The 24,321-nt window shown below is 64.4% G+C and carries 17 protein-coding genes; 10 read left to right on the forward strand and 7 right to left on the reverse strand.

Features of this window, described 5'->3' with window-relative positions; genetic code table 11:
• Positions 1-65: 65 nt before the first annotated feature.
• The 7 genes from BLEFHOIH_RS21980 to BLEFHOIH_RS22010 all read left to right on the forward strand — a co-directional run bounded on the left by BLEFHOIH_RS21980 (position 66) and on the right by BLEFHOIH_RS22010 (position 11,622).
• On the forward strand, positions 66-1,214 hold the full coding sequence (locus BLEFHOIH_RS21980; RefSeq protein WP_088348189.1) for an ABC transporter substrate-binding protein: 1,149 nt from the start codon (positions 66-68) through the stop codon (positions 1,212-1,214).
• 57 nt (positions 1,215-1,271) lie between these two features.
• On the forward strand, positions 1,272-2,147 hold the full coding sequence (locus tag BLEFHOIH_RS21985; RefSeq protein WP_088348190.1) for a branched-chain amino acid ABC transporter permease: 876 nt from the start codon (positions 1,272-1,274) through the stop codon (positions 2,145-2,147).
• Positions 2,144-3,916, forward strand: a complete 1,773-nt coding sequence (locus tag BLEFHOIH_RS21990) for a branched-chain amino acid ABC transporter ATP-binding protein/permease (protein WP_088348191.1) — start codon at positions 2,144-2,146, stop codon at positions 3,914-3,916. The genes BLEFHOIH_RS21985 and BLEFHOIH_RS21990 overlap by 4 nt, the downstream gene beginning before the upstream one ends.
• A complete protein-coding gene (locus BLEFHOIH_RS21995) occupies positions 3,916-4,647 on the forward strand; it encodes an ABC transporter ATP-binding protein (RefSeq protein ID WP_088348192.1) in 732 nt (243 codons plus the stop codon). Before BLEFHOIH_RS21990 ends, BLEFHOIH_RS21995 begins: the two co-directional genes overlap by 1 nt.
• A gap of 48 nt (positions 4,648-4,695) precedes the next feature.
• Complete coding sequence (locus BLEFHOIH_RS22000; RefSeq protein ID WP_088348193.1) at positions 4,696-5,481, forward strand: SDR family oxidoreductase; 786 nt, start codon at positions 4,696-4,698, stop codon at positions 5,479-5,481.
• A gap of 96 nt (positions 5,482-5,577) precedes the next feature.
• Complete coding sequence (locus BLEFHOIH_RS22005; protein ID WP_125461860.1) at positions 5,578-8,148, forward strand: PAS-domain containing protein; 2,571 nt, start codon at positions 5,578-5,580, stop codon at positions 8,146-8,148.
• A gap of 198 nt (positions 8,149-8,346) precedes the next feature.
• Positions 8,347-11,622 (forward strand): diguanylate cyclase, encoded by a 3,276-nt coding sequence (locus BLEFHOIH_RS22010; RefSeq protein WP_088348195.1) that lies wholly within the window; start codon positions 8,347-8,349, stop codon positions 11,620-11,622.
• 63 nt (positions 11,623-11,685) lie between these two features.
• Here the strand turns inward: BLEFHOIH_RS22010 and BLEFHOIH_RS22015 are convergent, their stop codons facing one another.
• Positions 11,686-12,612 carry a manganese catalase family protein gene (locus BLEFHOIH_RS22015; protein WP_088348196.1) on the reverse strand — a complete coding sequence of 309 codons (927 nt, stop codon included), beginning with the start codon at positions 12,610-12,612 and terminating at the stop codon, positions 11,686-11,688.
• A 224-nt stretch (positions 12,613-12,836) separates the two neighbouring features.
• Between BLEFHOIH_RS22015 and gntA the strand changes: the two genes are divergently transcribed.
• Together gntA and BLEFHOIH_RS22025 are read left to right on the forward strand one after the other, a co-directional pair.
• Positions 12,837-13,529, forward strand: coding sequence for a guanitoxin biosynthesis heme-dependent pre-guanitoxin N-hydroxylase GntA (gene gntA / locus BLEFHOIH_RS22020; RefSeq protein ID WP_210191744.1), 693 nt, complete (start codon positions 12,837-12,839; stop codon positions 13,527-13,529).
• Positions 13,526-14,113: an urea carboxylase-associated family protein gene (locus BLEFHOIH_RS22025; protein ID WP_088348198.1), complete on the forward strand. Its 588-nt coding sequence runs from the start codon at positions 13,526-13,528 to the stop codon at positions 14,111-14,113. Before gntA ends, BLEFHOIH_RS22025 begins: the two co-directional genes overlap by 4 nt.
• A gap of 135 nt (positions 14,114-14,248) precedes the next feature.
• Here BLEFHOIH_RS22025 and BLEFHOIH_RS22030 read toward each other — a convergent pair whose 3' ends face one another.
• Complete coding sequence (locus BLEFHOIH_RS22030) at positions 14,249-19,072, reverse strand: NAD-glutamate dehydrogenase (protein WP_088348199.1); 4,824 nt, start codon at positions 19,070-19,072, stop codon at positions 14,249-14,251.
• Between the two features lie 224 nt (positions 19,073-19,296).
• Between BLEFHOIH_RS22030 and BLEFHOIH_RS22035 the strand changes: the two genes are divergently transcribed.
• Positions 19,297-20,304, forward strand: a complete 1,008-nt coding sequence (locus BLEFHOIH_RS22035; RefSeq protein WP_170937326.1) for a glycosyltransferase — start codon at positions 19,297-19,299, stop codon at positions 20,302-20,304.
• A 14-nt stretch (positions 20,305-20,318) separates the two neighbouring features.
• Here BLEFHOIH_RS22035 and BLEFHOIH_RS22040 read toward each other — a convergent pair whose 3' ends face one another.
• The 5 genes from BLEFHOIH_RS22040 to BLEFHOIH_RS22060 form a co-directional block, all read right to left on the reverse strand.
• Complete coding sequence (locus tag BLEFHOIH_RS22040; RefSeq protein WP_088348201.1) at positions 20,319-20,558, reverse strand: CDGSH iron-sulfur domain-containing protein; 240 nt, start codon at positions 20,556-20,558, stop codon at positions 20,319-20,321.
• Between the two features lie 114 nt (positions 20,559-20,672).
• Positions 20,673-21,293, reverse strand: coding sequence for an ABC-type transport auxiliary lipoprotein family protein (locus tag BLEFHOIH_RS22045; protein ID WP_088348202.1), 621 nt, complete (start codon positions 21,291-21,293; stop codon positions 20,673-20,675).
• Between the two features lie 69 nt (positions 21,294-21,362).
• Positions 21,363-22,313: an MlaD family protein gene (locus BLEFHOIH_RS22050; protein ID WP_088348203.1), complete on the reverse strand. Its 951-nt coding sequence runs from the start codon at positions 22,311-22,313 to the stop codon at positions 21,363-21,365.
• Between the two features lie 6 nt (positions 22,314-22,319).
• Positions 22,320-23,096 (reverse strand): ABC transporter ATP-binding protein, encoded by a 777-nt coding sequence (locus BLEFHOIH_RS22055; protein WP_088348204.1) that lies wholly within the window; start codon positions 23,094-23,096, stop codon positions 22,320-22,322.
• Positions 23,096-24,262: an ABC transporter permease gene (locus tag BLEFHOIH_RS22060; RefSeq protein WP_170937328.1), complete on the reverse strand. Its 1,167-nt coding sequence runs from the start codon at positions 24,260-24,262 to the stop codon at positions 23,096-23,098. The genes BLEFHOIH_RS22055 and BLEFHOIH_RS22060 overlap by 1 nt, the downstream gene beginning before the upstream one ends.
• Positions 24,263-24,321: the final 59 nt, after the last annotated feature.

The following is a 24,321-nucleotide window of genomic DNA, read 5'->3' on the forward strand; positions in this document are numbered from 1 at the left end:
GCGCGACTTCACCATCTAATGGTGCATTCAAAGGTCCAAAGAGGCCTAAATTCTGGGAGGAATACATGAAATTGACGAGGCGTCAGTTTTCCGCTGCGCTTGCCGCAAGCGTCGCCATGCCGGGCGTACTGAGAACGGCACATGCGCAAGGCGCGACGATCAAGATCGGCATGGTCATCCCCGTCACCGGCCCCGCCGCCGAATCCGGCAAATACGCGCTGACCGGCGCCAAGATCGCGCTGGAGCGCGTCAACAAGGCGGGCGGGGTGCTCGCCAAACAGGCCGAAATCATCACCGAGGACGACCAGACCACCAATCCCGGCGCGGTGCTCGCCTTCTCCAAACTCGCCGCGCAGCCCGACATCGTCGCCTTCCTCGGCTCGATCCGCTCGACCCAGGTGCACGCGATGACGCCCGACCTCATCAAGGTCGGCAAGCCGATGATGTTCGGCGGCACCGATCCGGCGCTGACGAAACTGGGAAATCGCTGGCTGTTCCGCTTCCGGCCGAATGACAGCTATTCGGGCCGCGTCATCGCCTCATTCGGCACCGAGACGCTGGGCAAGAAGAACTGGGCCGTCGTGCATTCCACCGACGCCTTCGGCACCAACGGCTCGAAGGCGCTGACGGAAGCGCTCGGCAAGATCGGCGCAAAAGTCGCCATCGACCAGGGCTATCCGAACCAGAGCCAGGATTTCACGCCCGTCGTGCTGGCCATCAAACAGTCCGGCGCCGACATCATCGGCTCCTATTTCACCTTCGAAAACGATCTGGCGATCTTTGCCCGCCAGCTCCGCCAGCTCGGCGTCACCATTCCCTGGGTCGGCTCGCCCTCGATCACGGTCGCAACCGCCGTCAAGCTCGCCGGCCCCGCGCTCTACGGCACCTATGGCGTCGCCGACTATGCCGAGGAATCCAGCGATGCGGCACGCGAATTCGGCAAGCTCTACCGGGCGGCCTCGGGCGGCGTCTCGCCCGACAATTTCGGCTCCTGGACCTACGACGCCATCGGCGTGCTCTGCGCCGCGATCAACAAGGCCGGCAGCACCGATCCGGAGAAGATCCGAGAGGCGATCATCGCCACCAAGGGCTACAAGGGCGCCGAGGGCGAGTATAATTTCGACGAGTTCGGCGACGGCCTGCACGGCTACAACATCGTGCGTAACGAGAAGGGCACGATCATCTTCGACAAGCATATCGAGTTCGAAAACTAATTCCCGGTGCTGCCCTGGCGCCGGCCGGGGCAACGCCCTCTGACTCGTGGGCTGTCGATGGATTTTTTTCTGCAACTGCTCTTTCAGGGCATCGGCATCGGCTCGGTCTATGCGCTGGTCGCGCTCGGCTTCGTGCTGATCTTCCGCGCCACCAATGTCGTCAATTTCGCGCAAGGCGAGTTCTCGATGGTGGCCGCCTTCCTGATGGTGATCTGCGCCGTCGACCTCGGCTGGCCCTACTGGCTGTCCTTCCTGGTCGCCATCGGCGGCATGGCCCTGCTCGGCGCGCTGTTCAATCTCGGCGTCTATTATCCGCTGCGGCACCGCTCCTATCTGCCGGTCATCATCTCCACTATCGGCGCCTCGATCCTGCTGACCAACGGCATGCTCGCGCTCTACGGACCCGAGCCGCAGGTGCTGCCGGGCTGGTTCGACAATCCCGGCTTCCAGGCGGGCGGCGTCTATCTGGACAGCCAGTATCTGCTCATCATCGGCGTCACCATCGCGCTGGTGGCGTTCCAATATTGGTTCTTCGAGCACACGCTGCTGGGCAAGAAGCTGCAGGCAACCAGCCAGGACAAGGAAATGGCGAGCCTGCTCGGCATCCGCGTCTCGACGATGATCATGATCACCTTCGTCTATAGCGCGGTGATCGGCGGCATCGCGGGCATCCTCGTCGGGCCGATCCTGTTCATCTCCGTCCACATGGGCTCAGCCATCGCGCTGAAGGCCTTCGCCGCCACCATCATCGGCGGCTTCGGCGACGTTGCGGGCGCGATCATCGGCGGCCTCGCCCTCGGCATCATCGAGACTTTCGGCGCGGCCTATGTCTCGGTGCCCTACAAGGACGGCTTCGCCTTCCTGGTCCTGGTCCTCTTCCTCGTCTTCAGGCCGCAAGGTATCTTCGGCGAACGCGTCGCGGAGAAAGCATGATGACCAGCATCAGCGAAACCCGCGCCGCCCCCCTCCCCGCCGGACGCCAGCTTGCCGGCCATATCGCCTACGGCCTGTTCGCCATCCTCGCCGCAACGCTTGCCGCGACGATGTCCTTCGACGGCTACATCCTCAACGTGCTGATGCAGGCGACGACCTATGCGGTCGCCGTGTTCGGGCTATCTGTCGTGCTTGGGCTTTGCGGCCAGATCAATCTGGCGCAGGCGGGCTTCTTCGGGCTCGGCGCCTATGCGGTCGGCCTCGGCACCACCGATTACGGCATGTCCTACTGGATCTGTCTGGCCCTCGGCATGTCGATCTCGCTGATCGCGGGCGGCCTGCTCGGCGCGACCACGCTCAGGCTCGGCGGCCATTACCTCGCCATGGTGACGATCTCGTTCCAGCAGATCCTGACGCTGTTCATGATCAACTCCATCGCCTTCACCCATGGCCCGGACGGCGTGCGCCAGATCGCCCGGCCGACACTGTTCGCGGGACAGCAGGCCTATCTCGCCTTCTGCGTCGTCGTGCTGGCGGGGGTCGGCTGGCTGGTCTGGCACCTGCCGGACACGCGGCTCGGCCGGGCGATGCGGGCGGTGCGTGACAATGAGTTGGCGGCGAGCGTCGCGGGTATCGACGTCTACCGTACCAAGGTCGCAGCCTTCGCCATCTGCGCGCTGCTCGGCGGCCTCGGCGGCGGATTGTTCGCGGGCGGCTTCTCCTATGTCAGCCCCGATCAATTCTCCTTCGCCGAGTCCATCGTCTTCATGACCATGGCGCTGCTCGGCGGCGTCGCCTCGCCGATTGGCTCCGCCATCGGCACCGGCCTCCTGATCCTGATCCCGGAATGGTTGCGCTTCCTCAAAAGCGTGCCCGGGCTTTATCTCGCGATCTACGGCCTCTCGGTCATCCTCATCATGGTGTTCATGCCGGACGGCATCTGGGGCTTCATCGCCAAATATTTTCACCGCGCCAAGGCATTGCCGAGCAAGCTCGGCGAACTGGCGCTGGTACCGGCGGAGACCGGCGGTCCGGCGGTGCTCGAGGTGCAAAACCTGTCCAAGCATTTCGGTGGGCTGAAAGCCGTCGACCAGATCAATTTCACCGTCAGGCGCGGCAGCGTCCACGCCCTGATCGGACCGAATGGCAGCGGCAAGACCACAACACTGAACATGCTCTCCGGCCTTTACCGGGCGACCGGCGGCAAGGTCATCCTGGACGGGCGCGACATCTCCAGCCTTCCGGCGCATCAGCGAACGGAGGCCGGGCTGGGGCGGACCTTCCAGAATATCCGCCTGTTCCGAACCATGACCGCGCTGGAGAACGTCGTCATCGGCGCCGAGCGGCCGGGCAATACGTTGATCGACGCCGACGGCGGCGGACGCGCCGCGCTACAGGCGCGAGCGCTCGCGGCGCTGAACTTCGTCGGTCTCGGCTCGCGCGCCAATGAATATGTCACCGCCTTCAGCTATGGCCATCAGCGGCTGATCGAGATCGCCCGCGCCCTGGCCGCCAATCCGACGCTGCTGCTGCTCGACGAGCCTGCCGCCGGCCTCAACACCACCGAGAAGCGCGAATTGCACGACCTGCTGAAGCGCATTGCGGCCTCCGGGCTGACCATCCTCATCATCGACCATGACATGACCTTGGTCAGCGAGGCGGCGAGCCACATCACGGTGCTGAATTTCGGGCGCCGCATCGCCGATGGCGAGTCGCTGGCCGTGCTGCGCCATCCCGATGTCGTCTCGGCCTATCTCGGAGTGGAATGATGGCGCTGCTGGAGATCGCCGACCTGTCCGTGCGCTATGGCGAGATCGAGGCCCTGCGTGCCGTCACCCTCGCCGTGGAGGAGGGTAGCGTCGTTACGCTGCTGGGCTCGAACGGCGCGGGCAAATCCACCACGCTGCGGGCGATTTCCGGCCTCGTCGCGCCGGCCTCGGGCGAGATCGTTTTCGAAGGACAGTCGATCGCGGGCCTCGGGCCGGAAGCGATCGTGCGGCGCGGCATCTCGCATGTGCCGGAGGGGCGGCGCGTCTTCCCCGGCCTCACAACGCGGGAAAACATCATGCTTGGCGCGTCGAACCGGCGCGAGACCACGGCCGCCATCCGCCGCGAGGCCGACGAGATGTTCGAGCTGTTCCCCGACATCCGCCCGTTCGCCGACAAGCTGGGCTGGACGCTGTCCGGCGGCCAGCAGCAGATGGTCGCCGTCGCCCGCGGGCTGATGGCCAGGCCGCGCCTTTTGCTGCTGGACGAGCCCTCGCTCGGCCTTGCCCCGGTGATCGTGCAGGCGGTGTTCCGCATCATCGCCGAGATTCGGCGGCGCGGCGCGACCGTGCTGCTGGTCGAGCAGAATGCGCGCATGGCGCTGAAGGTCGCCGATTACGGCTATGTGCTGGAGACCGGCCGTCTTGCTCTCGGCGGCAAGCCGGACGAGTTGCTAAAGGACGAGAGCATCGTCAATGCCTATCTCGGCGGCAGTCGGAAAGCGGCGGTTTAGGCCTCGGCGGCCTGATCCCGCAACCAAGCCGCATTTTCGGAGGACCCCATGAATCGCTTCACAGGCAAGACCATCATCGTCACCGGCGCGGCCTCCGGCATCGGCCGGGCGAGCGCGCGCATGTTCGCGGCCGAAGGGGGCCGGGTTGTCGCCGCCGACCGCGCGGCCGACGTGCACGCGACGGCATCGGCCATCCGCGAGGCAGGCGGCGCCGCCGAGTCCGTGGTGATGAACGCGGGCGCATCCGCCGACGTCGCCGCTCTGGTCGATTTCGCCGAGAAGACCTATGGCCGCCTCGATGTCGTCTTCGCCAATGCCGGCATTTCCGGTGGCGCGCCGACGCTGTTCGAGCAGAGCGAGGCGGCCTGGCTGGACATCCTGCAGGTCAACCTGATCGGCCCGATGCTGGCGATTCAGATCGCAGCGCCGGTACTGGCTAGGCATGGCGGCGGCGCCATCGTCTGCACGGCCAGTGTCGCGGGCCTCCGGTCGGGTGCCGGGAGCCCGGCCTACTCGGCCTCGAAGGCGGGAGTCATCAATCTCGTCAGCGTCGCCGCGCAGGAACTGGCGGGAACCAAAGTGCGCGTCAACGGCATCTGCCCCGGCCTGATCGAGACCGGCATGACCCAGCCGATCTTCGAACGCGCCGCCGTGAAAGGAACCTCTGGCAAGATCGGTCAGCTGAATCCGCTGCGCCGCGCCGGGCAGCCCGAGGAAATCGCCAAGGCCGCGCTCTTCCTTGCCTCGGAGGATGCTAGCTACATCAATGGACATGCGCTGGTCGTCGATGGCGGTTTGTCCAGCTCTCTGCCCATCGTGCCACCGCGCGGGTGATCCGGGTTCCTTAAATGCGATGTAGAAATATTAACCACTCGTTAAATCTGGCGTTGTTAGTCTGATTGTCTCCCATGGACAATTCAGGTGTTTATCGTGCTCGCAGATGCCGAGTATCAGTTCGTTATTGCCTTCGCGCTTGCAGTGATCGGCATCGCCATTTTAACCATCGGCCTGTGGCTGCGCCTCAAATATCTGGAGCGGCCGTGGCGGACCAAGTGCGATCAGCTTTCGACGGCCATAGATAACCTGGACCAGGGTGTCGTCGTATTCTCGGAGCATCAGGAGATCGTCTTCTGCAACCGGCGCTTCCGCCAGATGTACGGGCTATCGGCGGGTTGCACGAAGGCCGGCACGCCGATGGCCTATCTTGCCGGCCGCCTTGACCCCGGCCTGACGCCGGTCGGATCCGGCTCCCGCTCGCAAGAGGCCGGCGCGGTTCCGGTCACGGCGTTGAACGCGGTCCGGGAGCTCCCGGACGGCCGCATCATTTCCTATGCGCTTCGGCCCGTCACCGGCGGCGGCGGCATCGCCACCCATGAGGACATCACCGAGCGCGAGGCCGTCAGCCGGCAGCTCAAAGCCCAATATGAGATCGTCAAGACGCAGCAGGCCGAGTTGCGCGAGCGCAGGCTGCAATTCGATGCCGCTCTGAACCAGATGTCCGAAGCCCTGTGCTTCTTCGACCGGGATCAGAAACTTGTGGTCTGCAATGATCGCTTCGCCGAGATGTACAATATCGCCCCCGATGCCATCCAGCCCGGCATGAGTCTGCGCGAGATCATCGAAATGCGCTATCAGGCGGGCAGCTTTCCCGCCATGACCAGTGACGACTTCTACGCCTGGCGCAATCAGCTCCTGGTCGCCGAGACGGCGAGCGATACGCTTTTCAAACTCAGCAATGGGCGCGTCTTTGCCATTCACCACCGGCCGCTGGAAGATGGCGGCTGGATCGCGACGCATGATGACGTGACCGAACGCGAGGAGTTGCACCGCCAGCTCAAGGAGCAGCTTGCGATCGTCATGCAGCAGAAGCGGCTTCTGCATTTGCAGAACATTCAGCTCGACATGGCCATCAACAACATCCCGCAAGGCCTATGCTTTTTCGACGGCGCGCATCGGCTCGTGATCTGCAACAACCGCTATCTCGATATGTACGGTCTCGATCCCGGCGCCGTCGTGCCGGGCACGACCTTGCGCGAGATCATCGATCTCCGCTACGAGGCCGGCAGCGCGCCCGCCATGTCTCCCGACGATTACTACAATTGGCGCATCGACGACGACCTGCGGAACCGGCCGAACGACACCGTCGTCGAATTGATGAACGGGCGGGTCTTCGCCATCCGGCACCGGCCCATGCCCGACGGCGGGTGGGTGGCAACCCATGAGGACATCACCCCGCAGCGTCTGACCGATGAGCGGAACGCGCTGATGGTGCAAAGCCTGCGCGCGGCAAAGGATGAGCTGACGCGGGCGGTCGCCGCCGCCGAAGCCTCCAACGAAGCCAAATCCTCGTTCCTGGCCAATATGAGCCACGAAATCCGCACGCCGCTCAACGGCATCCTCGGGATGGCGCAGGTGCTGGCGAACGAACCGCTGGCGCCGCATCAGCGCGATAGCGTCAAGGCGATACTGGATTCCGGCCAGACGTTGATGACACTGCTCAACGACGTGCTCGACCTCTCCAAGATCGAGGCCGGGAAGCTGGATATCCTGCCCATCGACGGCGAAATCGAGAAAGTGTTCCTGCATCTGCAGAAGCTGTTCCTGCCGCGGGCGATGGAGAAATCGATCGTGCTGCGCATCGATATCGACCCGGATATTCCGCGCATCTTGCGCTTCGATTACGTGCGCGTGCATCAATGCGTGGCCAATCTGATCTCCAACGCGATCAAATTCGCAACCGCCGGCGAGGTCACGGTGTCGGTGCTGCAAGAGACCGTCGGCGCCCAGGAATACCGGATCTCGGTCGCCATCAGCGACACCGGGATCGGCATCAGCGAGGAAGCTGCGGCGCGGCTGTTCTCGGAATTCTCCCAGGCCGACAACTCGACGACGCGGCAATTCGGCGGCACGGGGCTAGGGCTTGCGATCACCAGGAGGCTCGCCCGCATGATGGGCGGCGACGTCACCGTGGCCAGCCAGCCCGGTCACGGCAGCACCTTCACCCTGAGCTTCCGGGCCTTTGCGGCCTCCAAGAAGCCGGTGCCAGATCGGGCGCGGGCGCCGGGCCACGACGGCGGGACGCTGGGCGCGAATTTTGAGGGGCTCCGCATCCTGCTGGTGGACGACAATCCGATCAATCGCAATGTCGCGCGTCTGCTGCTTGTCCCGAGCGGCGTCGTCATCACCGAGGCGACCGAGGGCAACGAAGCGCTGACTCTGCTCGAGGCACGGCCCTTCGACCTCGTGCTGCTGGATGTGCACATGCCGGTGATGGACGGCATCGAAACCATCCGCCGCATCCGCGCCACGCGGTCCATCTGGCGCGACGTCCCCGTCATCGCCCTGACCGCCGACGCGATGAGCGGCGACAAGGACCGGCTGCTCTCGCACGGCATGACCGGCTACGTCTCCAAACCGATCGAGCAAAGAACGCTGGAGCAGGAGATCCACCGCGTGCTCAGCGCCTCGGCGATGCGCCGCGAGATGATGCGCTCCTGCTGAGGCCGGCCGTTAAGGCCCATGGCAACAATCCAGCGCTTTGCATGGAAAGAATTAATCCCCAAGCCCCAAGGTGGAGACTGGTCGAGATGCGCTGGCATTGACCCCGCCCCGTGAGGGCCCTCACGCCGCCCTGCAAAACGCGGCTTGCTCGGATTTCACGCCTGTTTGACGAATACTGTTCAGTATCGGCAACGTTTTATGCAAATCAAACAAGAGGACAGCCCAACCGCCGGCTCATTAAACCCGGCCAATAACGGTTCGCTCAAAACCCTTCTTATTGTCGAAGACAATCCCGGCGACGCACGGTTGCTGCGCGAGATGCTGCACGATTCGGATGCGCAGCAGGTCGATCTAACAGTCGTAACGGATATGCGCGCCGCGGAGACATTTCTCACCGAGCATTCCGTCGATATGATCGTGCTCGATCTGGGCCTGCCCGATGCCCAAGGCCTCAATGCGGTCCGCCGCGCGCATTTGGCGGCGCCGAATATTCCCTTGGTGGTGCTGACCGGTGTGGACGACGCCTCGCTGGCCGCCAGGGCCCTGCAGGAAGGGGCCCAGGACTATCTGGTCAAGGATCATCTGGAGCCGCGCGGCCTGTTGCGGGCGCTGCGCTACGCCATCGAACGCAAGTCGACGCAGATGGCGGCCAAGGCCATGGCGCTGCTGATGGTCCATTCCGCCGAGCACGACAGCCTGACCGGGCTCCCCAATCGCGCGCTGCTGAACGACCGCGCCAACCGCGCCATCGCCCGCGCGCCGCGCCATGGGGAAAAGGTCGGCCTGCTGTGCCTCGACCTGGACGGCTTCAAGCGCATCAACGATTCGCTCGGCCACCCGACCGGCGACAAGCTTCTGCAATCCGTCGCCCGCCGCCTTCTGGACATTGTGCGCCCCGGCGACACGGTCAGCCGGCAGGGCGGCGACGAGTTCGTCGTCATGCTGTCCGACATGGAGGAGGTCGACCACGCCACCGCAACGGCGAGGCGAATGCTCGAGGCGGTCGCCATGCCGCATTCGCTGGACGGACAGGAGCTGCACGTCACCGCCAGCATCGGCGTGAGCATCTATCCAGACGACGGCCGGGACGTGGAGGCGCTGGTCAAGAACGCCGAAACGGCGATGTATCAGGCCAAGGCGCACGGGCGAAGCCGATACCAGTTTTTCGAAGAATCGATGAACGCCCAGGCGGTCGAGCGGCAATTCATCGAGGAAGGTTTGCGCCGTGCCCTGGAGCGGCGGGAATTCACCGTCTTCTACCAGCCTAAGATCCACATAAGAACGGGCGCCATATCCGGCGCGGAGGCCCTGATCCGGTGGACCCATCCGGCGCGTGGGCCGATCTCGCCGATCGAGTTCATTCACATCGCGGAGGATTCTGGTCTCATCCTGGCAATCGGCGCCTGGGTGCTGCGTGAAGCCTGCGCGCAGGCGCGGAGCTGGGTGGATGCCGGGCTGCCGCCCATCACCATTTCGGTCAATGTCTCCGCCGTCGAGTTCGGAGAGCCGAACTATCTCGACGGCGTGCTCGCCATCCTCGCCGAGACACAACTCGAACCGCGCTCCCTGGAGCTCGAGCTGACCGAAAGCGTGCTGATGAAACGCGCCGCCGCGGCGGCTGTCACTCTGCACGCGCTGCGGGCGAACGGCGTCCAGGTGGCGATCGACGATTTCGGCACCGGCTATTCGAGCCTGAGCTATCTGCAAAAGTTTCCCGTCGATTGCTTGAAGATCGATCAATCCTTCATTCGGCAGATCAGCGCCGGCGGGGACGGCAGGACCCTCGTGGCCGCGATGATCGGCATGGGCCGCAACCTCAATCTGCGCGTCGTCGGGGAGGGTGTGGAAACGCCCGAGGAATTGGCATTTCTGCGCGCGCAGCATTGCGACGAAGCGCAAGGTTACCTCTACAGCCGCCCGGTGTCTGCCGAAGCCTTCGGCAAATTGCTCGCGACCGGCATCGCCCCGCCCGGCGCGGCGCCCGCTGAAATCGACGCGGCCCCGAGCGGGCCGCTCAGAACCCAGGCCGGCGGAATCGATAGCCCGGCAACTCAGGAAGTCTACTTGGACGAGCGGCCGGTCTTCCTCTCGCGGCAACTGGCCGGCGGGCGCGAATTCAAGCTGGCGCTTGCCGCCGTCGCCGTCTCGGCGCTCGGCTTCGTCGCGGTGCTGCCGTTTGTTACGAAACCGCTGGCCAACATCCCCGCTTTCATCCCCGCCTATGAATCGGCGCTGATGATCTGCGATCTGATCACGGCCGTGCTGCTGTTCAGCCAGTTCAACGTGCTGCGGTCGCGCGCGCTATTCCTGCTGGCTTGCGGCTATCTGTTCACCGCCTTTATGGCCTTCACGCACGGACTGACCTTTCCCGGCGTGTTTTCGGCGACCGGGCTGCTCGGGGCTGGGACGCAGACCACAGCCTGGCTCTATATGGTCTGGCATGCCGGCTTTCCGCTTTTCGTCATCCTGTACGCCCTGTTCAAGGATGAGCTGACGGACGAGAGACTGGCGGGCGCGGGGAAACACACGCAGAGCCTGAGTTCCGGCGTGCTTATTGTGGGCGGCATCGCCGGCGTGTTCGCACTTGTCGCCGGGGTGACGCTCATCACCACGCTCGGCCATGAAAGTCTGCCGGTGCTCGTCGTGGACAACCGCTTCAGCCCGACAATGTCCCTGGTCGTGTCGAACGTCTGGCTGCTGAGCGTCGCGGCGCTGGTCATGCTCTGGCTGCGCAAACCGCGCACCGTGCTGGATCTGTGGCTGATGGTGGTGATGAGCGCGTGGCTGTTCGACATCGCCCTGTCGGCGGTCTTCGCGGGCGCCCGCTACGATGTCGGTTGGTATGCCGGCCGGATCTATGGGCTGGTGGCGGCCAGTTTCCTGCTCATCGTTTTGCAGATCGAAAACGGCACCTATTACGCGCGGCTCGCGCAGCTCTCGGCGGAATTGCGCCAGCTCTCGCGCCATGACGGCCTGACCGGGCTCGCCAACCGCCGCTTCTTCGACAGCTATCTCGACCGCCAGATCGCCGTCGCGCGGCGCGGCAAGCAGCCGCTTGCGCTCATTCTGTGCGACGTCGACGCTTTCAAGGCGTTCAATGATCAATGCGGGCATCAGGCCGGCGACGAATGCCTGAAGCGCATCGCGGAGGTGCTGGAAATGAGCTGCCGCCGCCCGGCCGACCTGGCGGCCCGCTATGGCGGCGAGGAGTTCGTGATGATCCTGCCCAATACCGACCTCGCGGGCGCCACACGCATCGCCGAGGCGATCAGGAGCGCCGTGGAGCAAATGAACATTCCCCATCCGCGCTCGCCCGTCGGTCCCTTCGTCAGCATCAGCGGAGGCGTGGCGGTCTTCCTGTCCGACACCGAAATGTCCGCGCAGCAGCTTATTACCGCCGCCGACGACAAGCTGTTCCGCGCCAAGCGCCTCGGACGCAACCGCATGGTCTCGGCTCAGGCCGAGGCGGCCTGAGTCCTTACGCGTGATGGCGAAGAGGGGACTCTCCGCCATCACAAGCGCAACGGGCCAGCCGTATTATTTGCGGGAGGCTTTGTACAATTTGGTCGCGATCTCAAACATCTCTTCCGGCGCGTAATCCGGCGTGAAAGCCGAGGGCACGCCCGTGAGCTGATGGATCTTGCCGCCGTCCGGCATGCCTTCGACCACGGTCAATTCACCCTCCGGATCGCCCGGCAGAGCCGTTTCGCCATTGCCCCAGAGCGCCGAGATTTCCTTGTAGTCATTGGGGCTGAAAGTGTAGAGGCGGCGATGCGAACCCTCGGCGAGGTATTTCGCGCATTCCGGGATCTTGTCGAGATTGATGTTCGGCGTCGGCAGCATCTTTTCGATCTCGACGCCGGTGAGCTGCTTCAGCGCCAGCGCGTAGGCATGGGCGTGGACCGAGCCGCGCACCAGCAGATAGCCGCAGACTTCACGACCGGTCGCGTCGGTCAGCGTCTCATAGACGCGCAGCTTATGCAGGCGGGCGCCGCATTCGAGATGGAAATTATGCAGGAGGTCGATAACGACATTGCCGGTCGTGGTGATGAAGTCGTTGTTCCAGGACTGGCCGTTGCTGTTGACCGGGGTCGCCCCGCCCGCATTGGAGAAGAACGCCGCCGCAAGCCGGATGTCCTTCATGTCCTCGAAGGGCGCATCGGCAATGTCACCGCCATCGGTCTTGTCGCCGTCATTGTCCGGCCCGTTATTCAGCATGGCGACGCCGTTGCTAACCAGCTCTACATGGCCAAGTTCTTCGGCGGTGATCGCCGCAACCAGGCTGTAAAACGGCCGAAGCTTGGCCTTGCTGCGAAAATTGAAGCTTTGAAACAGATAGTTTCCAAGCGTCGACATCTCACCATATTTGCCGCCGAGCAGTTCTTGCAGCGCTGCGCCGGCGTTTGGGTCTTGCCGCGTGGGAGCGGGCAGTTCCACTTGTAGCTTGTCGACTCGCATGAACATTTGCGTAGGTCCTTTGGGTTGAATGTAAGGACCGAACTGGCGGGAGCGGCGGGATGTTCCTGAAGATTGCAAATACCGTCAACCGCACGTAGAGGCCGTGGGCGCCCCAGTGCCCAATTACGTTAACCCTGCGGCAATTCCTGCGGAACCAATGGCATCGCACTCAGCTTGTTAGCCTTGCATTTAACAAGAGGAGGTAGCGCGGGTAGCAGGGACGGAGGTCGTTGCGTGTCGCGCTTGCGCACGCGATGGCACAATCGAAGGCTCCTACCGCGATTCAATCGTTTTTGCAGCGCCCGGAATACCCCTGCGTCGGGGCCAAAAGTGCGTTAAAACAAGGTAAAATCACCGTCCATTCCTATGGCGGCCTGGATGACGGCGCCCATGACGAGCGGATTCTCGCCGACATCGATGCCTTCATCGCGCTGTATCATCAGCGCGGATCGCTGTTCCAAAGCTTGCTGTTGGAGTTCGAGGGCGCCGGGGCCTATTCGGAACTCGAATTCGAGCAGGCTTTGTGGCGGCGATTGCAAGCCTTGCACGAACTGGACGCCCGGCGCTCGCGGCGCGACATCCGCGTCGGCACCGACCCTGATGCGGCCGATTTCAGCTTCAGCCTCGGCGGCGAGGCGTTTTTCATCATCGGCATGCACCCGGGCGCCAGCCGTCTCTCACGCCGTTACGCCGTCCCGGCGCTCGTCATGAACCTGCACGACCAATTCGAGCGGCTGCGCGCCGACGGGCTTTACGAACGCATGCGGGATGTGGTCCGCGACCGCGACGAGGCGTTTTGCGGCACGCCCAATCCCGCGCTTGGAAATTTCGGCGAACTCTCTGAGGCCCGGCAATATAGTGGACGCGACACGCCGGCGGATTGGAAATGCCCGTTCCGGCCACGCCAGGGAGAGACCCAATGATCGCCCGCATCCCGCCCCGCAGCGGCGTCGCCTTCGAGTTGCCGGCGGGAGCGAGCCTCAAGGTCATCGATCCTATGGGGGAGCAGGTCGCCGACCTGCTGGCCATCAATCGCAGCGACATTGGTGAAATGCTCTCCTCCGGCCGCTCGATCGATTACGCCAGCAGCCTGCTGCTGACGACGGGCAGCGTGCTCTACTCCAACCGCAGCCGCCCGATGCTGACGATCATGGAAGATCGCGTCGGACGGCATGATTTCTTGCTGACGCCGTGCAGCATGGACACGTTCCGGATCCTTTATGACGATCCGGAGCCGCCGCATGGCTGTCACGAGCATCTGGCCCAGGCGCTCGAGCCCTATGGCATCGCGCCGGACGCCATCCCGGTGTGCTTCAACGTATTCATGAACGTTGCCATGGATGGCGATACGGGCCGCATCGACGTCAAGCCGCCGCGGAGCAAGGCCGGGGATTTCACAGTCTTCCGTGCCGAGATGGATCTGATCGTCGGCTTGACCGCCTGCTCGGCGGGGCAAAGCAACAACTTCGCGTTCAAGCCGATCGATTACGAGATCCTCGGTCCTTAAACAACGCGCCTCTTATTGTCATCCCCGCAAAAGCGGGGATCCAGTAAAGGGCAACATTGGCGGTGCCGCATCGCGTCAGACGCGATTGCTGCCACTGGATTCCCGCTTTCGTGGGAATGACATTGGGTTAAGCCTCTAATGCTCCGCCAGCTCCCGGAAATGTGCGACGGCAACCGTCAGCTTGGCCAGAGTCAGCTCGCTACCGTTGAGGATGTCGTTGAGGCTGCGCCTGGCGCGCTCGACGGCGGCTTGGTTGGCCTCCGCCCAGGCGGCGAAACTGGGTTCTCTGCCCTCCGCCGCCGAGGCGAACACCTTCTCCACGATTGCACGCTGGGCGGAGGCGACGGCATCCAGCGTGCTGTTGACCGCGAGGCGGCTATAATGGTCGGCCTGTCCCAGATGTTCGCTCGCGGCGCGGATCTCGTCGATACGGAAGAAGCTGCTGGCTTCGAAATAGACGCGGCCGACGCTGAGTTCTGAACGATCCAGCTTGACCGCCAAGGCCACGATGTCCGGCGCGGATGTGAGGGCGCCGAGCAGTGCCAGACGCCGGGCCAGCGGCTGCGGCACCTCCTCCACGACCAATCGCTCCTCGGCTTCGGCGAGCCGCGCGTTCATGCCTTCGTCGAACAAGTCGCCGATGGCCCCGCTCAGGCGGTCGAGGCCGGTCTGATAGCGCTCGATCAGCGTCGACAGCCCCTCCTGGAAATTGCCCTGACGCAGGAACCAGGCGGTCTGGCGGCGCAGCACGTCCTGCACCAGGAGATAAAGCGAGATCTGGCGGGCGCCGTCGATCTTGCCGTCGAGCGCGTCGATCATCTTGCCGAACTCGGTGAGGCGGAACACGCCGATAGCCGCCGCGACGGCATAGGCGATCTCCTCGGCGTCACGGCCGGTTTCCTCCTTCAGCCGCACGATGAAGGTCGAGCCGCCGCGATTGATGACGGCGTTGGCCAGCACGGTGGCGACGATCTCGCGGCGCAGCGCGTGAGTCTCGATCTCGTCATGGAAGCGCTCGCGCATCGGCGCCGGGAAATAATCGGCGAGCACGCGGCTCAGATAGGGATCGTCCACAACCGGCGAGTCGATCAGCTCGAAATAGAGCGCGATCTTGGAATAGGCCAGCAGCACGGCGAGCTCCGGCCGGGTCAGCGGCTGGCGCTTCTGCCGGCGCTCGGCGAGTTCGGCGTCGGAAGGCAATTGCTCGATGGCGCGGTCGAGCAGCTCGGTCTGCTCCAATGCGTGCATCAGCCGGGTTTGGAAGCCAAGGTCGGCGAGACCGCGGCTTTCGCCCAGGCTGATCGCCAGCGTCTGGAGATAGTTGTTGCGCAGCACGGTTTCGGCGACGTCATCGGTCATCTCGGCGAGAATGACATCACGGTCAGCCATGGTGAGCCGGCCGCCGCGCATTGCAGCCGCCAGCGCGATCTTGATGTTCACCTCGACGTCGGATGTGTTCACACCGGCGGAATTGTCGATGGCGTCGGTGTTGATGCGCCCGCCCGCCAGCGCGAATTCGATGCGGCCGCGCTGGGTCGCGCCCAGATTGGCGCCCTCGCCGATCACCTTAGCGCCGACATCCAATGCCGTGACGCGGATGGCGTCGTTGGCGCGGTCGTTCACGGCCTCGTCGGTCTCGGTCGAGGCGCGGACATAGGTGCCGATGCCGCCGAACCACAACAGGTCGGCCTTGGCCTTCAGCAGCAGCCGGATGATTTCGGCGGGCGAGGCGGCCTTCTGCGTCGTGCCGAGCAGGACCTGCATCTGCGGCGACAGCGGAATGCTCTTCGCCGAGCGCAGGAAGACGCCGCCTCCTTCGGAAATCAGGGAGCGGTTATAATCCTGCCAGCTCGAACGCGGCAGCTCGAACAGCCGCTTGCGCTCCTCGAAGCTGGCTTCCATGTCGGGGGCCGGGTCGATGAAGATGTCGCGATGGTCGAAGGCCGCCACGAGCTGGATCTTGCGCGACAGCAACATGCCGTTGCCGAAGACGTCGCCCGACATGTCGCCGACGCCGATGACGCGGAAGGGCGTGGTCTGGATGTCGATGTTCATCTCGCGGAAATGCCGCTTGACCGCCTCCCAGGCGCCGCGCGCGGTGATGCCCATCTTCTTGTGGTCGTAGCCGGCCGAGCCGCCCGAGGCGAAGGCGTCGCCGAGCCAAAAACCCTTCTCAAGCGAGAGGGCGTTGGCAATGTCGGAGAAGGTGGCGGTGCCCTTGTCGGCGGCAACGACGAGATAGGGGTCGTCGCCATCGATGCGGATGGTCTGCGCCGGTGGCACCACGGCGCCATCCTTCAGATTGTCGGTGATCGAGAGCAGGTTGGCGATGAAGGAGCGGTAGCAGGCGACGCCCTCCGTCATCATCTCGTCGCGGCTGGCGGTCTTGGGAATGTTGCGAGGGACGAAGCCGCCCTTGGCGCCTTGCGGCACGATGATGGCGTTCTTGACCTGCTGCGCCTTTGCAAGGCCCAGCACCTCGGTGCGGAAATCCTGCGGCCGGTCGGACCAGCGCAGCCCGCCGCGCGCGATCGGGCCGCCGCGCAAATGCACGCCTTCGAAGCGCGGCGAGGTGACGAAGATCTCGGCGAAGGGCTTGGGCGCCGGCATCGCATCGACATTCTGGCTGCGGATCTTCAGCGCGATGGTGTCCTGGCCGACCAACGGCGTGGGGCTGCGGAAGAAATTGGTGCGGATGGTCGACTGGATCAGATTGAGGATGCGGCGGATCATCCGGTCCTCGTCGAGGCTGGAGACGTTCTCCAGCGCGCCCTCGATGCTGGCGATGATCGGCGCCGATTCGGCGCGGCGCTCCTCATTGGACCGGGCGCGGGCCGGGTCGAACAGCACGGTGAAGAGTTGGACGAGATCGCGGACGATGCCGCCATGGCGGGCGAGCGTCTGCGCCAGATAGACTTGGCCGAAAGGCGCGCCGATCTGGCGGAGATAGGACGCATAGGCCCGCATCAGGGCAGCCTCGCGCCAGTCGAGCCCGGCCTGCACGATCAGCCGGTTGAACTGATCGTTGCCGGCGTCGCCCCGCCAGATGGCGAGGAAGGTTTCTTCCAGCCGCGCATCATGCACGGGAAGGTCGATCGGCTGGCCGTTCGCGGTCTCCAGCCGCAGCTCATGCAGGAAGACCGTGATCGGCTTGCCATCGCGCTTGGTCGCGATTTCGAAGGTCTGCTCGGCGATGACGGAAAAGCCGAGGTTTTCGAGCACCGGCACCCGCTTGCTGAGCGAGATCGGCTCATCGAGCTGATAGAGCGTCACCTGAAGCTCGTTCGGCGGCGACCTGCGCTCGCGGAAAAAATCGATGCCGACCGGCAGCTCAGGCGAAAGTTTTTCGATCCGGTCGATATCCTCCAGCGCCCGCTCCGGCGGATTGGAGTCTTCATAGCCGGGCGGGAAGGCCTCGCCGAAGCGGCCGAGAATGCCATTGGTGCCGCGGCCATAATGGCGCCGGATCAAAGTCTGCAATTCATCGCGCCAGGTATGGACGAAGCCCTGCACTTCGGCTTCGAGAGCGTCCTCGGAGACGTCGGCAATCGAGCCCTCGTCGCGCCAGACAACGACATGCAGCCGCACCAGCGGCCCGACCGTGAAGACGGGCGTGAATTCGGTCAGCCGCGCATCGAAGGACTTCTCCAGCAGCCCGACGATTTTCTGGCGGACGTCGGTGGTGTAGCGCTCGCGCATGACATAGATGAGCACCGAGGCGAAGCGGCCGAATTCATCGCGCCGGACGAAGACGCGGGTGCGCGGCATCAATTCGAGGCGCAGGATGGCATCGGAAATCTCGGCGAGCTGATCGACCGAGATCTGGAAGAGTTCGTCGCGCGGGAAGGTTTCGAGGATGTTGGTCAGCACGCGGCCGGAATAGCTGTTCGGCCCATTGCCGAGCCGCCGGAACACCTGCTCGATCTTGTGCCGCAGAAACGGCACCTGGCTGAGCGAGGCGTTGTAGGCGGTCGCCGAGAACAGCCCGACGATGCGCAATTCGCCGGTCAGCTTGCCGTCATCCGAATAAAGCTTGATGCCGATGGAATCGACATGCACGCGGCGCTGCACCGGCGACAGGAAATTGCCCTTGGCGATCAGCAGCAGGGCCGGCGCACTGAACAGCTCGCGCGCGATCGGGCTCATCTCACTCGCAGCCCCTGTCCGGCGCAGCACATGCAAGTCGGGATCGCGCAGCAGGCCCATGCTGGCATCGTGCTTGACTTCGAGCTGCGGTCCGTCCGCGCCGACCGAGAAGGCGTATTCGCGCAGGCCCAGAAAGATGAAATGCCCGTCGGCGAGCCAGCGCAGGAATTGCAGCGACTCCGCCAGCTCGTCCACGGCGATCGGCGGCGGCGCGGCGACATAGGCGTCGATGGTGTGCTGGAGCCGTTCGGCCATCGCCCCGCGATCGGCGACGACCGTCCGCACGTCCTCGAGGATCTTGGCCAGTTTGCGCAAGAGATCGTCACGCGCCGCATCGCCGTCGAGCGGATCGATCTCGATATGCAGGAAGCTTTCCGTGTCGGTGCCGCTATCGCCGCCATTGGCGGCCGAAAGCTGCGTCACCACGCCGGCGGCGTCGCGGGTGACGTTGAAGATCGGGTGTGCGACGAAGCGCACGGTCAGGCCGCGATCGATGATCTCGGCCAGGAGCGACGACAGCAGGAACGGCATATCGTCATTGACCGCCTCGATTACCGTCACCGGCCCAAGCGCGGCGTCGCTGTCGAAATCATAGGCGCGCAGCTTATGGCCACCGGCAGGGCGCTCGGTAAAGAAGGCGAAGGCGTTGACGGCGAGCTGCGCCAGCTCGGAGGGCGGGGCGTGGTCGCCGTCGACCCCCGTTCCGGCAAACAGCGCCGACGTGAACTCCGCCGCAAGCCGCCCATCCGGCCCGCTTGCGGAAACGGCCTGCTGCACGGCCTGTGAAATTGCGGAGATATTGATTTCGTTCATCTTCCAGCCCTAGACCCTACTCGGCATCGCTGCCTTCACGAAAACAGACACCCTGTCCGAGCCTGACCGCCGCCGCAAGGCAAAATGATGAATTCATAAGCAGAGCCGGACGCCGCGCCGAGGCAACTTTACCACCTTGTGGATAATCGAAAATCCTGTCGTGCTAATGAATGCCCGCTCTGGGAGTGTTACCTAATCATTTACGCGCAATAGGTGTATCGCAGATGCTGTTGGATCAGCAGCCACGGGCGCCGTCCGGCCTTGCCGCGACAGCAACCTCTCAGGCCGCTATTCGCAAGGTGTGCATCGGGATTTGCACGGCGGGGCGGCCGCAATTGCTCGCGAAATGCCTCGCTTCGCTCGTCCGGCAGCAGGCGCCGCCCGGACATGAGATCACGCTTGTGGTCGTGGATAATGACACGCCGCCGCGTGCGGCCCCCATCGTCGAAGCCGCTGGCGCACATGCGCGTTTCCCGATGCGGCATCTGCACGAACCCGTACGGGGCATTCCCTATGCGCGCAATCGCGTGCTGGACGCGGCGCTGGCGCTCGGGGCGGATTGGGTCGCCTTCATCGATGACGACGAGGCGGCGAGCCCGGATTGGCTGGATAAGCTGATCGGCGCCGCAGAACGCTATAAGGCGGACGTCATCCAGGGCGCCGTGTTGCGCCATTACCAAGGCCGCGTGCCGTTCTGGGCCGTTCCGGCGCCGCCCGAATTGCGCGAAGGCGAGGGCATGAAATTCGCCGCCACCAGCAATGTGCTGTTCGCCGCAAGTCTGATCCGCGCGGACGGCCTGGCTCTGCGCTTTGACGAGGCCATGGCGGTCAGCGGCGGTGAGGACACCGATTTCTTCCTGCGCGCCCGCCTGCGAGGTGTCAGCATCACTTTCTCCGAAGAGCCGTTCGTCACCGAGGAAGTCCACCCGGAACGCTTGAGCTTCGCCCGCCAGATGGGCCTCGCCTACCGCACCGGCGCCAACGACGTCTATATCAAGCGCAAGCTCTATGGCGGCATCCGCATCTTCCTCCGCCGCCTGCCGCAGATTCTGCTGCGCCTGCTGCGAGGGATGCTGCAATTGCTGCTTTCGCCGCTGCTTGCGCCGTTCGGCCTCGACCGCTTCAAGCGGGCAGCGCTGACCGGCGGACGCCACGTCTTCAAGAGCGCCGGCGTCATCGCCGGATTGCTGCGGGTGCGGCCCAGCCCTTACCGGAAGATCGATGGCTATTGAAGCGGCGCGCCGCTCTACAGGATATTATGCGAGCCGTCGCAATAGGGCTCGTCGGAGGTCTGCTTGCAGCCGCACAGATTCACCGCCTCGGTGCGCGGCGCGGTGAACAGCAGCGGCTCGATGCCGGTGCCCTTGTGCGAGTCGTCGCAAAAAGGCTGGCGCGAGGACATGCCGCAGCGGCACCAGCGATAGGTGCGGCCCTCGACGAGTTCCACCAGATAGGGGCTCAATTGCGCGGCGACGGGCTCTGCCATGACGGGTCTCCCTCTGGGCTGGCCGCCTCGGCACCGCCAGCTCCTTCCCTCGCCATGCCATTACCCAGCGTCCGCGCGAAATGCAAGCCGCGCATTGACCGGATTGCAAGGCGCTCACGCCCCCGAGCGGCCCTTATGCGCGGAGGCGAGCCAGCCGACCAGCTCTTTCGTCACATCGTTGAAGCCCGTCTGCAGCGCGGCGACGCCGTTGGCCGGATCGTCGCTGGCGACGGGCAGGCGCGCGGTGAACTCGCGGGTGGCGATGACGCGCCCACGCTGATCCTGCGCCAGCTTGGCGAACAGCGTCACGACCGCCGAAGCGCTGCCCTTCTCCACCTCGACCTGGAACTCTCGGATCTCGATGGCCACGCTGTAATCGCCGTCGAGGCTGTCCTGGGTGGTCAGCACGGCGCGGAAGCTCTTGGTGTCCTGCATCGCCTCGACCAGACGCGCCTGCACCAGCGCCGTCAGCCGGTCGCTCCAGGCGGCGTCCTCGAAATAGGACAGCCGTCCGCCGGGCGCCATCACGACGATGCGGTCGGTGTCGATGGCGCGCATGGCGGTCGGACGCTGCACGGTGAGTTGCACCGGCCAGCGCGCGGCGCTCGCGGCGGTCATGTCGGGCGCGGCAAGATTATAGGTGGCTGGCGGCGCTGAGCCACCGACACCGGCGAATGCACAGCCGCCAAGGGCCAGGCAAACCAAGCTTGCGCGTACAAATGGAAGTACGTTCATGCCCCTCTACGTATTTTGCCCCGGTTTTCAGCCCAGGCTAGACCTAGCACGGAAGCCTCCCCTGTCAAATCATTGTTGGCCGGGCTTATATTCCGGCACTTGCGAGCCGCCGAAGATCAGGGTCGACGGATTGGCCTCGACTTTTTGCAAGACGCGATCCAGATTTTCCGCCAAACGCCTGCCATCGCGCATGAAAAGCTCGAATTCCTTCATGCTGCGCTTGGCCTGTCCGGTCAAACCGTCGGCCTGATCGCCGAGCGTCTTGTCCAATTTCTCGGCCAGCTTACGGAAAGATTGCGCCGCCTGTTGCGCTTGGGTCACAAAACTGTCAGGTCCGCCGGCGAGCGAGCCGGTGAACTGGTCGACCGCGCCGTTCAGCTTCACTGCCAGCCCGTCGAATCGCTCCGACAGCTTGCGCGCATTGGTGATGACGGCAGCGACCTCGTCCTTGTTGGAGTCCAGCATGGCTGTGAACGCCTCGACATTCTTCGTCGTGCTGGTGATCATCTTCTCATTGGCGGCGATCAGATCGTTCAGCCGCACGAACAGCGCATTGGCGTTGCCGATCGCCTCGGGGACACCGCCCATGATCGAGCCGGAGCCGGTGTCGTCGGCATAGATGACGGGATAGGCCTCGCCTGGCTTGGCGGTCAGCATCGGCGCATTGGGCGAGCCGGGCGACAGCGACAGCCCGACCCATCCGGCCAGACCCTGCTGCAGCACTTGGGCGCGCGTATCTTCCCGCACCGGCGTGCCCTCGGCGAGGGCGATCACCACCTTCACCTTGCGGGTGTCCTCCGGCAGGATGCCGAGCGAGGTCACCGTGCCGACGCGCAATCCGTTGAAGGTCACGGCGGAGGCTTCGACCAGCCCTTGCACCGAGCCGGAGAAGATCACGTCATAGCGCCTGGCATTGCCGCCATTGACGTAATTATCGATCCAATAGACGAAGCCGAACACCGCGCTCAGCATCAGGATGACGAAGCCGCCGACGATCAGATGATTTGCTTTGGTTTCCATTCTGCCTCACCGATGCGCGGCGCGAGCCCGCTCTCCGCAAAAATATTCCTGCACCCAGGGGTGCCCGGGGTTGGTCACCAGCTCCTCCGGCGTGCCGCTGCGCACGACCTTGTGGTCGGCGACGACGGCGACGCGGTCGCAGATGGCGAAGATGCTGTCGAGGTCGTGGGTGACCATGTAGACCGTCAGTCCCAGCGTCTGCTGCAAGCTGCGGATGAGCTGGTCGAAGGCGGCGGCGCTGATCGGGTCGAGGCCGGAGGTCGGCTCGTCGAGAAAGACGATCTCCGGATCGAGCGCCAGCGCCCTGGCGAGCCCCGCGCGCTTGCGCATGCCGCCGGAAAGCTCGGACGGGTATTTGTGCGCGGCGTCGAGGCTGAGGCCGACCATGGCGAGTTTCAGGAAGCCGAGTTCGTCCATCGCCGATTTCGGCAGCTTCAACTGCTCGCGCATCGGCACCTGTACGTTCTGCAAAACCGTCAGCGAGGAGAACAGCGCCCCGTCCTGGAACAGCACGCCCCAACGCCGGTCGAGCCGCAGCCGGGCGCGCCAGTCGAGCGCCGCGAGGTCCTGGCCAAAAACTTCGACATTGCCATTGTCGGCCGGAACCAGCCCGGTGATGCAGCGCAAGAGCACCGATTTGCCCGTGCCTGACGCGCCCGCAAGGCCGAGCACCTCGCCGCGATAGACGTCGAGATCGAGATTCTTGAAGATCTGCTGGCGGCCGAAGCGCTTCGACAGGCCGCGGATGCGGATGACGGGCTCGCCCCGTTGATAGCGCTCCATCAGTAGCCGCTCGCGGAGAGATACATGGCGAACATCGCATCGAATATGATGACGAGGAAGATCGCCTTCACCACCGAGCTGGTCACATGCGTGCCGAGCGATTCCGCGCTCCCCGATACGCTCATGCCTTCGAGGCAGCCGACGAGGCCGATGATCAGCGCGGCGAGCGGCGCCTTGACGAGGCCGACCAGCAGGTGCCGGAGGCTGACAGCGTCATGCAGCCGGTCGATATAGGCGGGGATGGAAATATCGAGATAGACCATCGCCATCAGCCCGCCGCCCGCAAGGCACATGATGTTGCCGATGAAGGCCAGGATCGGCAGCGCCACGATCAGCGCGGCGACGCGGGGGAGGACCAGCGTCTCGATCGGATCGATGCCGAGCGTGCGCATGGCGTCGATCTCCTCGCGCATCTTCATCGAGCCGATCTCGGCGGTGAAGGCCGAGGCCGAGCGTCCGGCGACCATGATCGCGGTGAGCAGGATGCCGACTTCGCGCAGCGCCAGAATGCCGACCATGTCGACGGCGAAGGGCTCGGCGCCGAAGGTGCGGAGCTGCAACACGCCCTGCTGGGTGATGACCGCGCCGATGAGCAGGCAGATCAGCGCGATGATCGGCACGGCGCGCAGGCCGGTATGCTCGATATGATGGATGAAGGCGGTCCAACGGAAGCGCCAGGGCCGCATGGCGGTGCGAAAGGCGCAGGCCGTCGTCGCGCCGAGGAAGGCGGTGAGCTGAACGAGGTCGCCGACGGCCTTCAGCACCGCATTGGCGGCATCGCCGAACAGCGGCACGACCGGGCCGCGCCTGATGCGCGCGGGTTTCTCCGCCACCGTATTGTCGCCGACCACGCCGAGCAGGATTTGTTGCTTCTCGGAGGCGCCCTTGAACGCCGCCGGAATCCCCGCCGCCTCAAACTGCTTCTTCAGATGATGCAGCATCCAGGCACCGGCGGTGTCGAGATCTTCGACGATGGAGAGATGAATTTCAGCTTCGCCGATTTCGCGCTTGCGGCCGTCGATGTTCAGCGCCTTAATCTCGGCGTCGAGGCGGGCGAAATCCTGCACGCACCAGCGCCCGGCCGGAGCCACGCGCAAGGTCCGCCCCTGCAGATTGACGCGGAGCGCGGGGGCGCTGGCGCCGGCATTCGCCGCGATGTCGAGCATAAACGGTCTGCTTATGGTAAAGAATGGCCTTCGCCGCGACCTTGCCAATAAAACTGAGG

This window comes from Rhodomicrobium sp. R_RK_3 (assembly GCF_002198715.1).
GTDB lineage: Bacteria > Pseudomonadota > Alphaproteobacteria > Rhizobiales > Rhodomicrobiaceae > R-RK-3.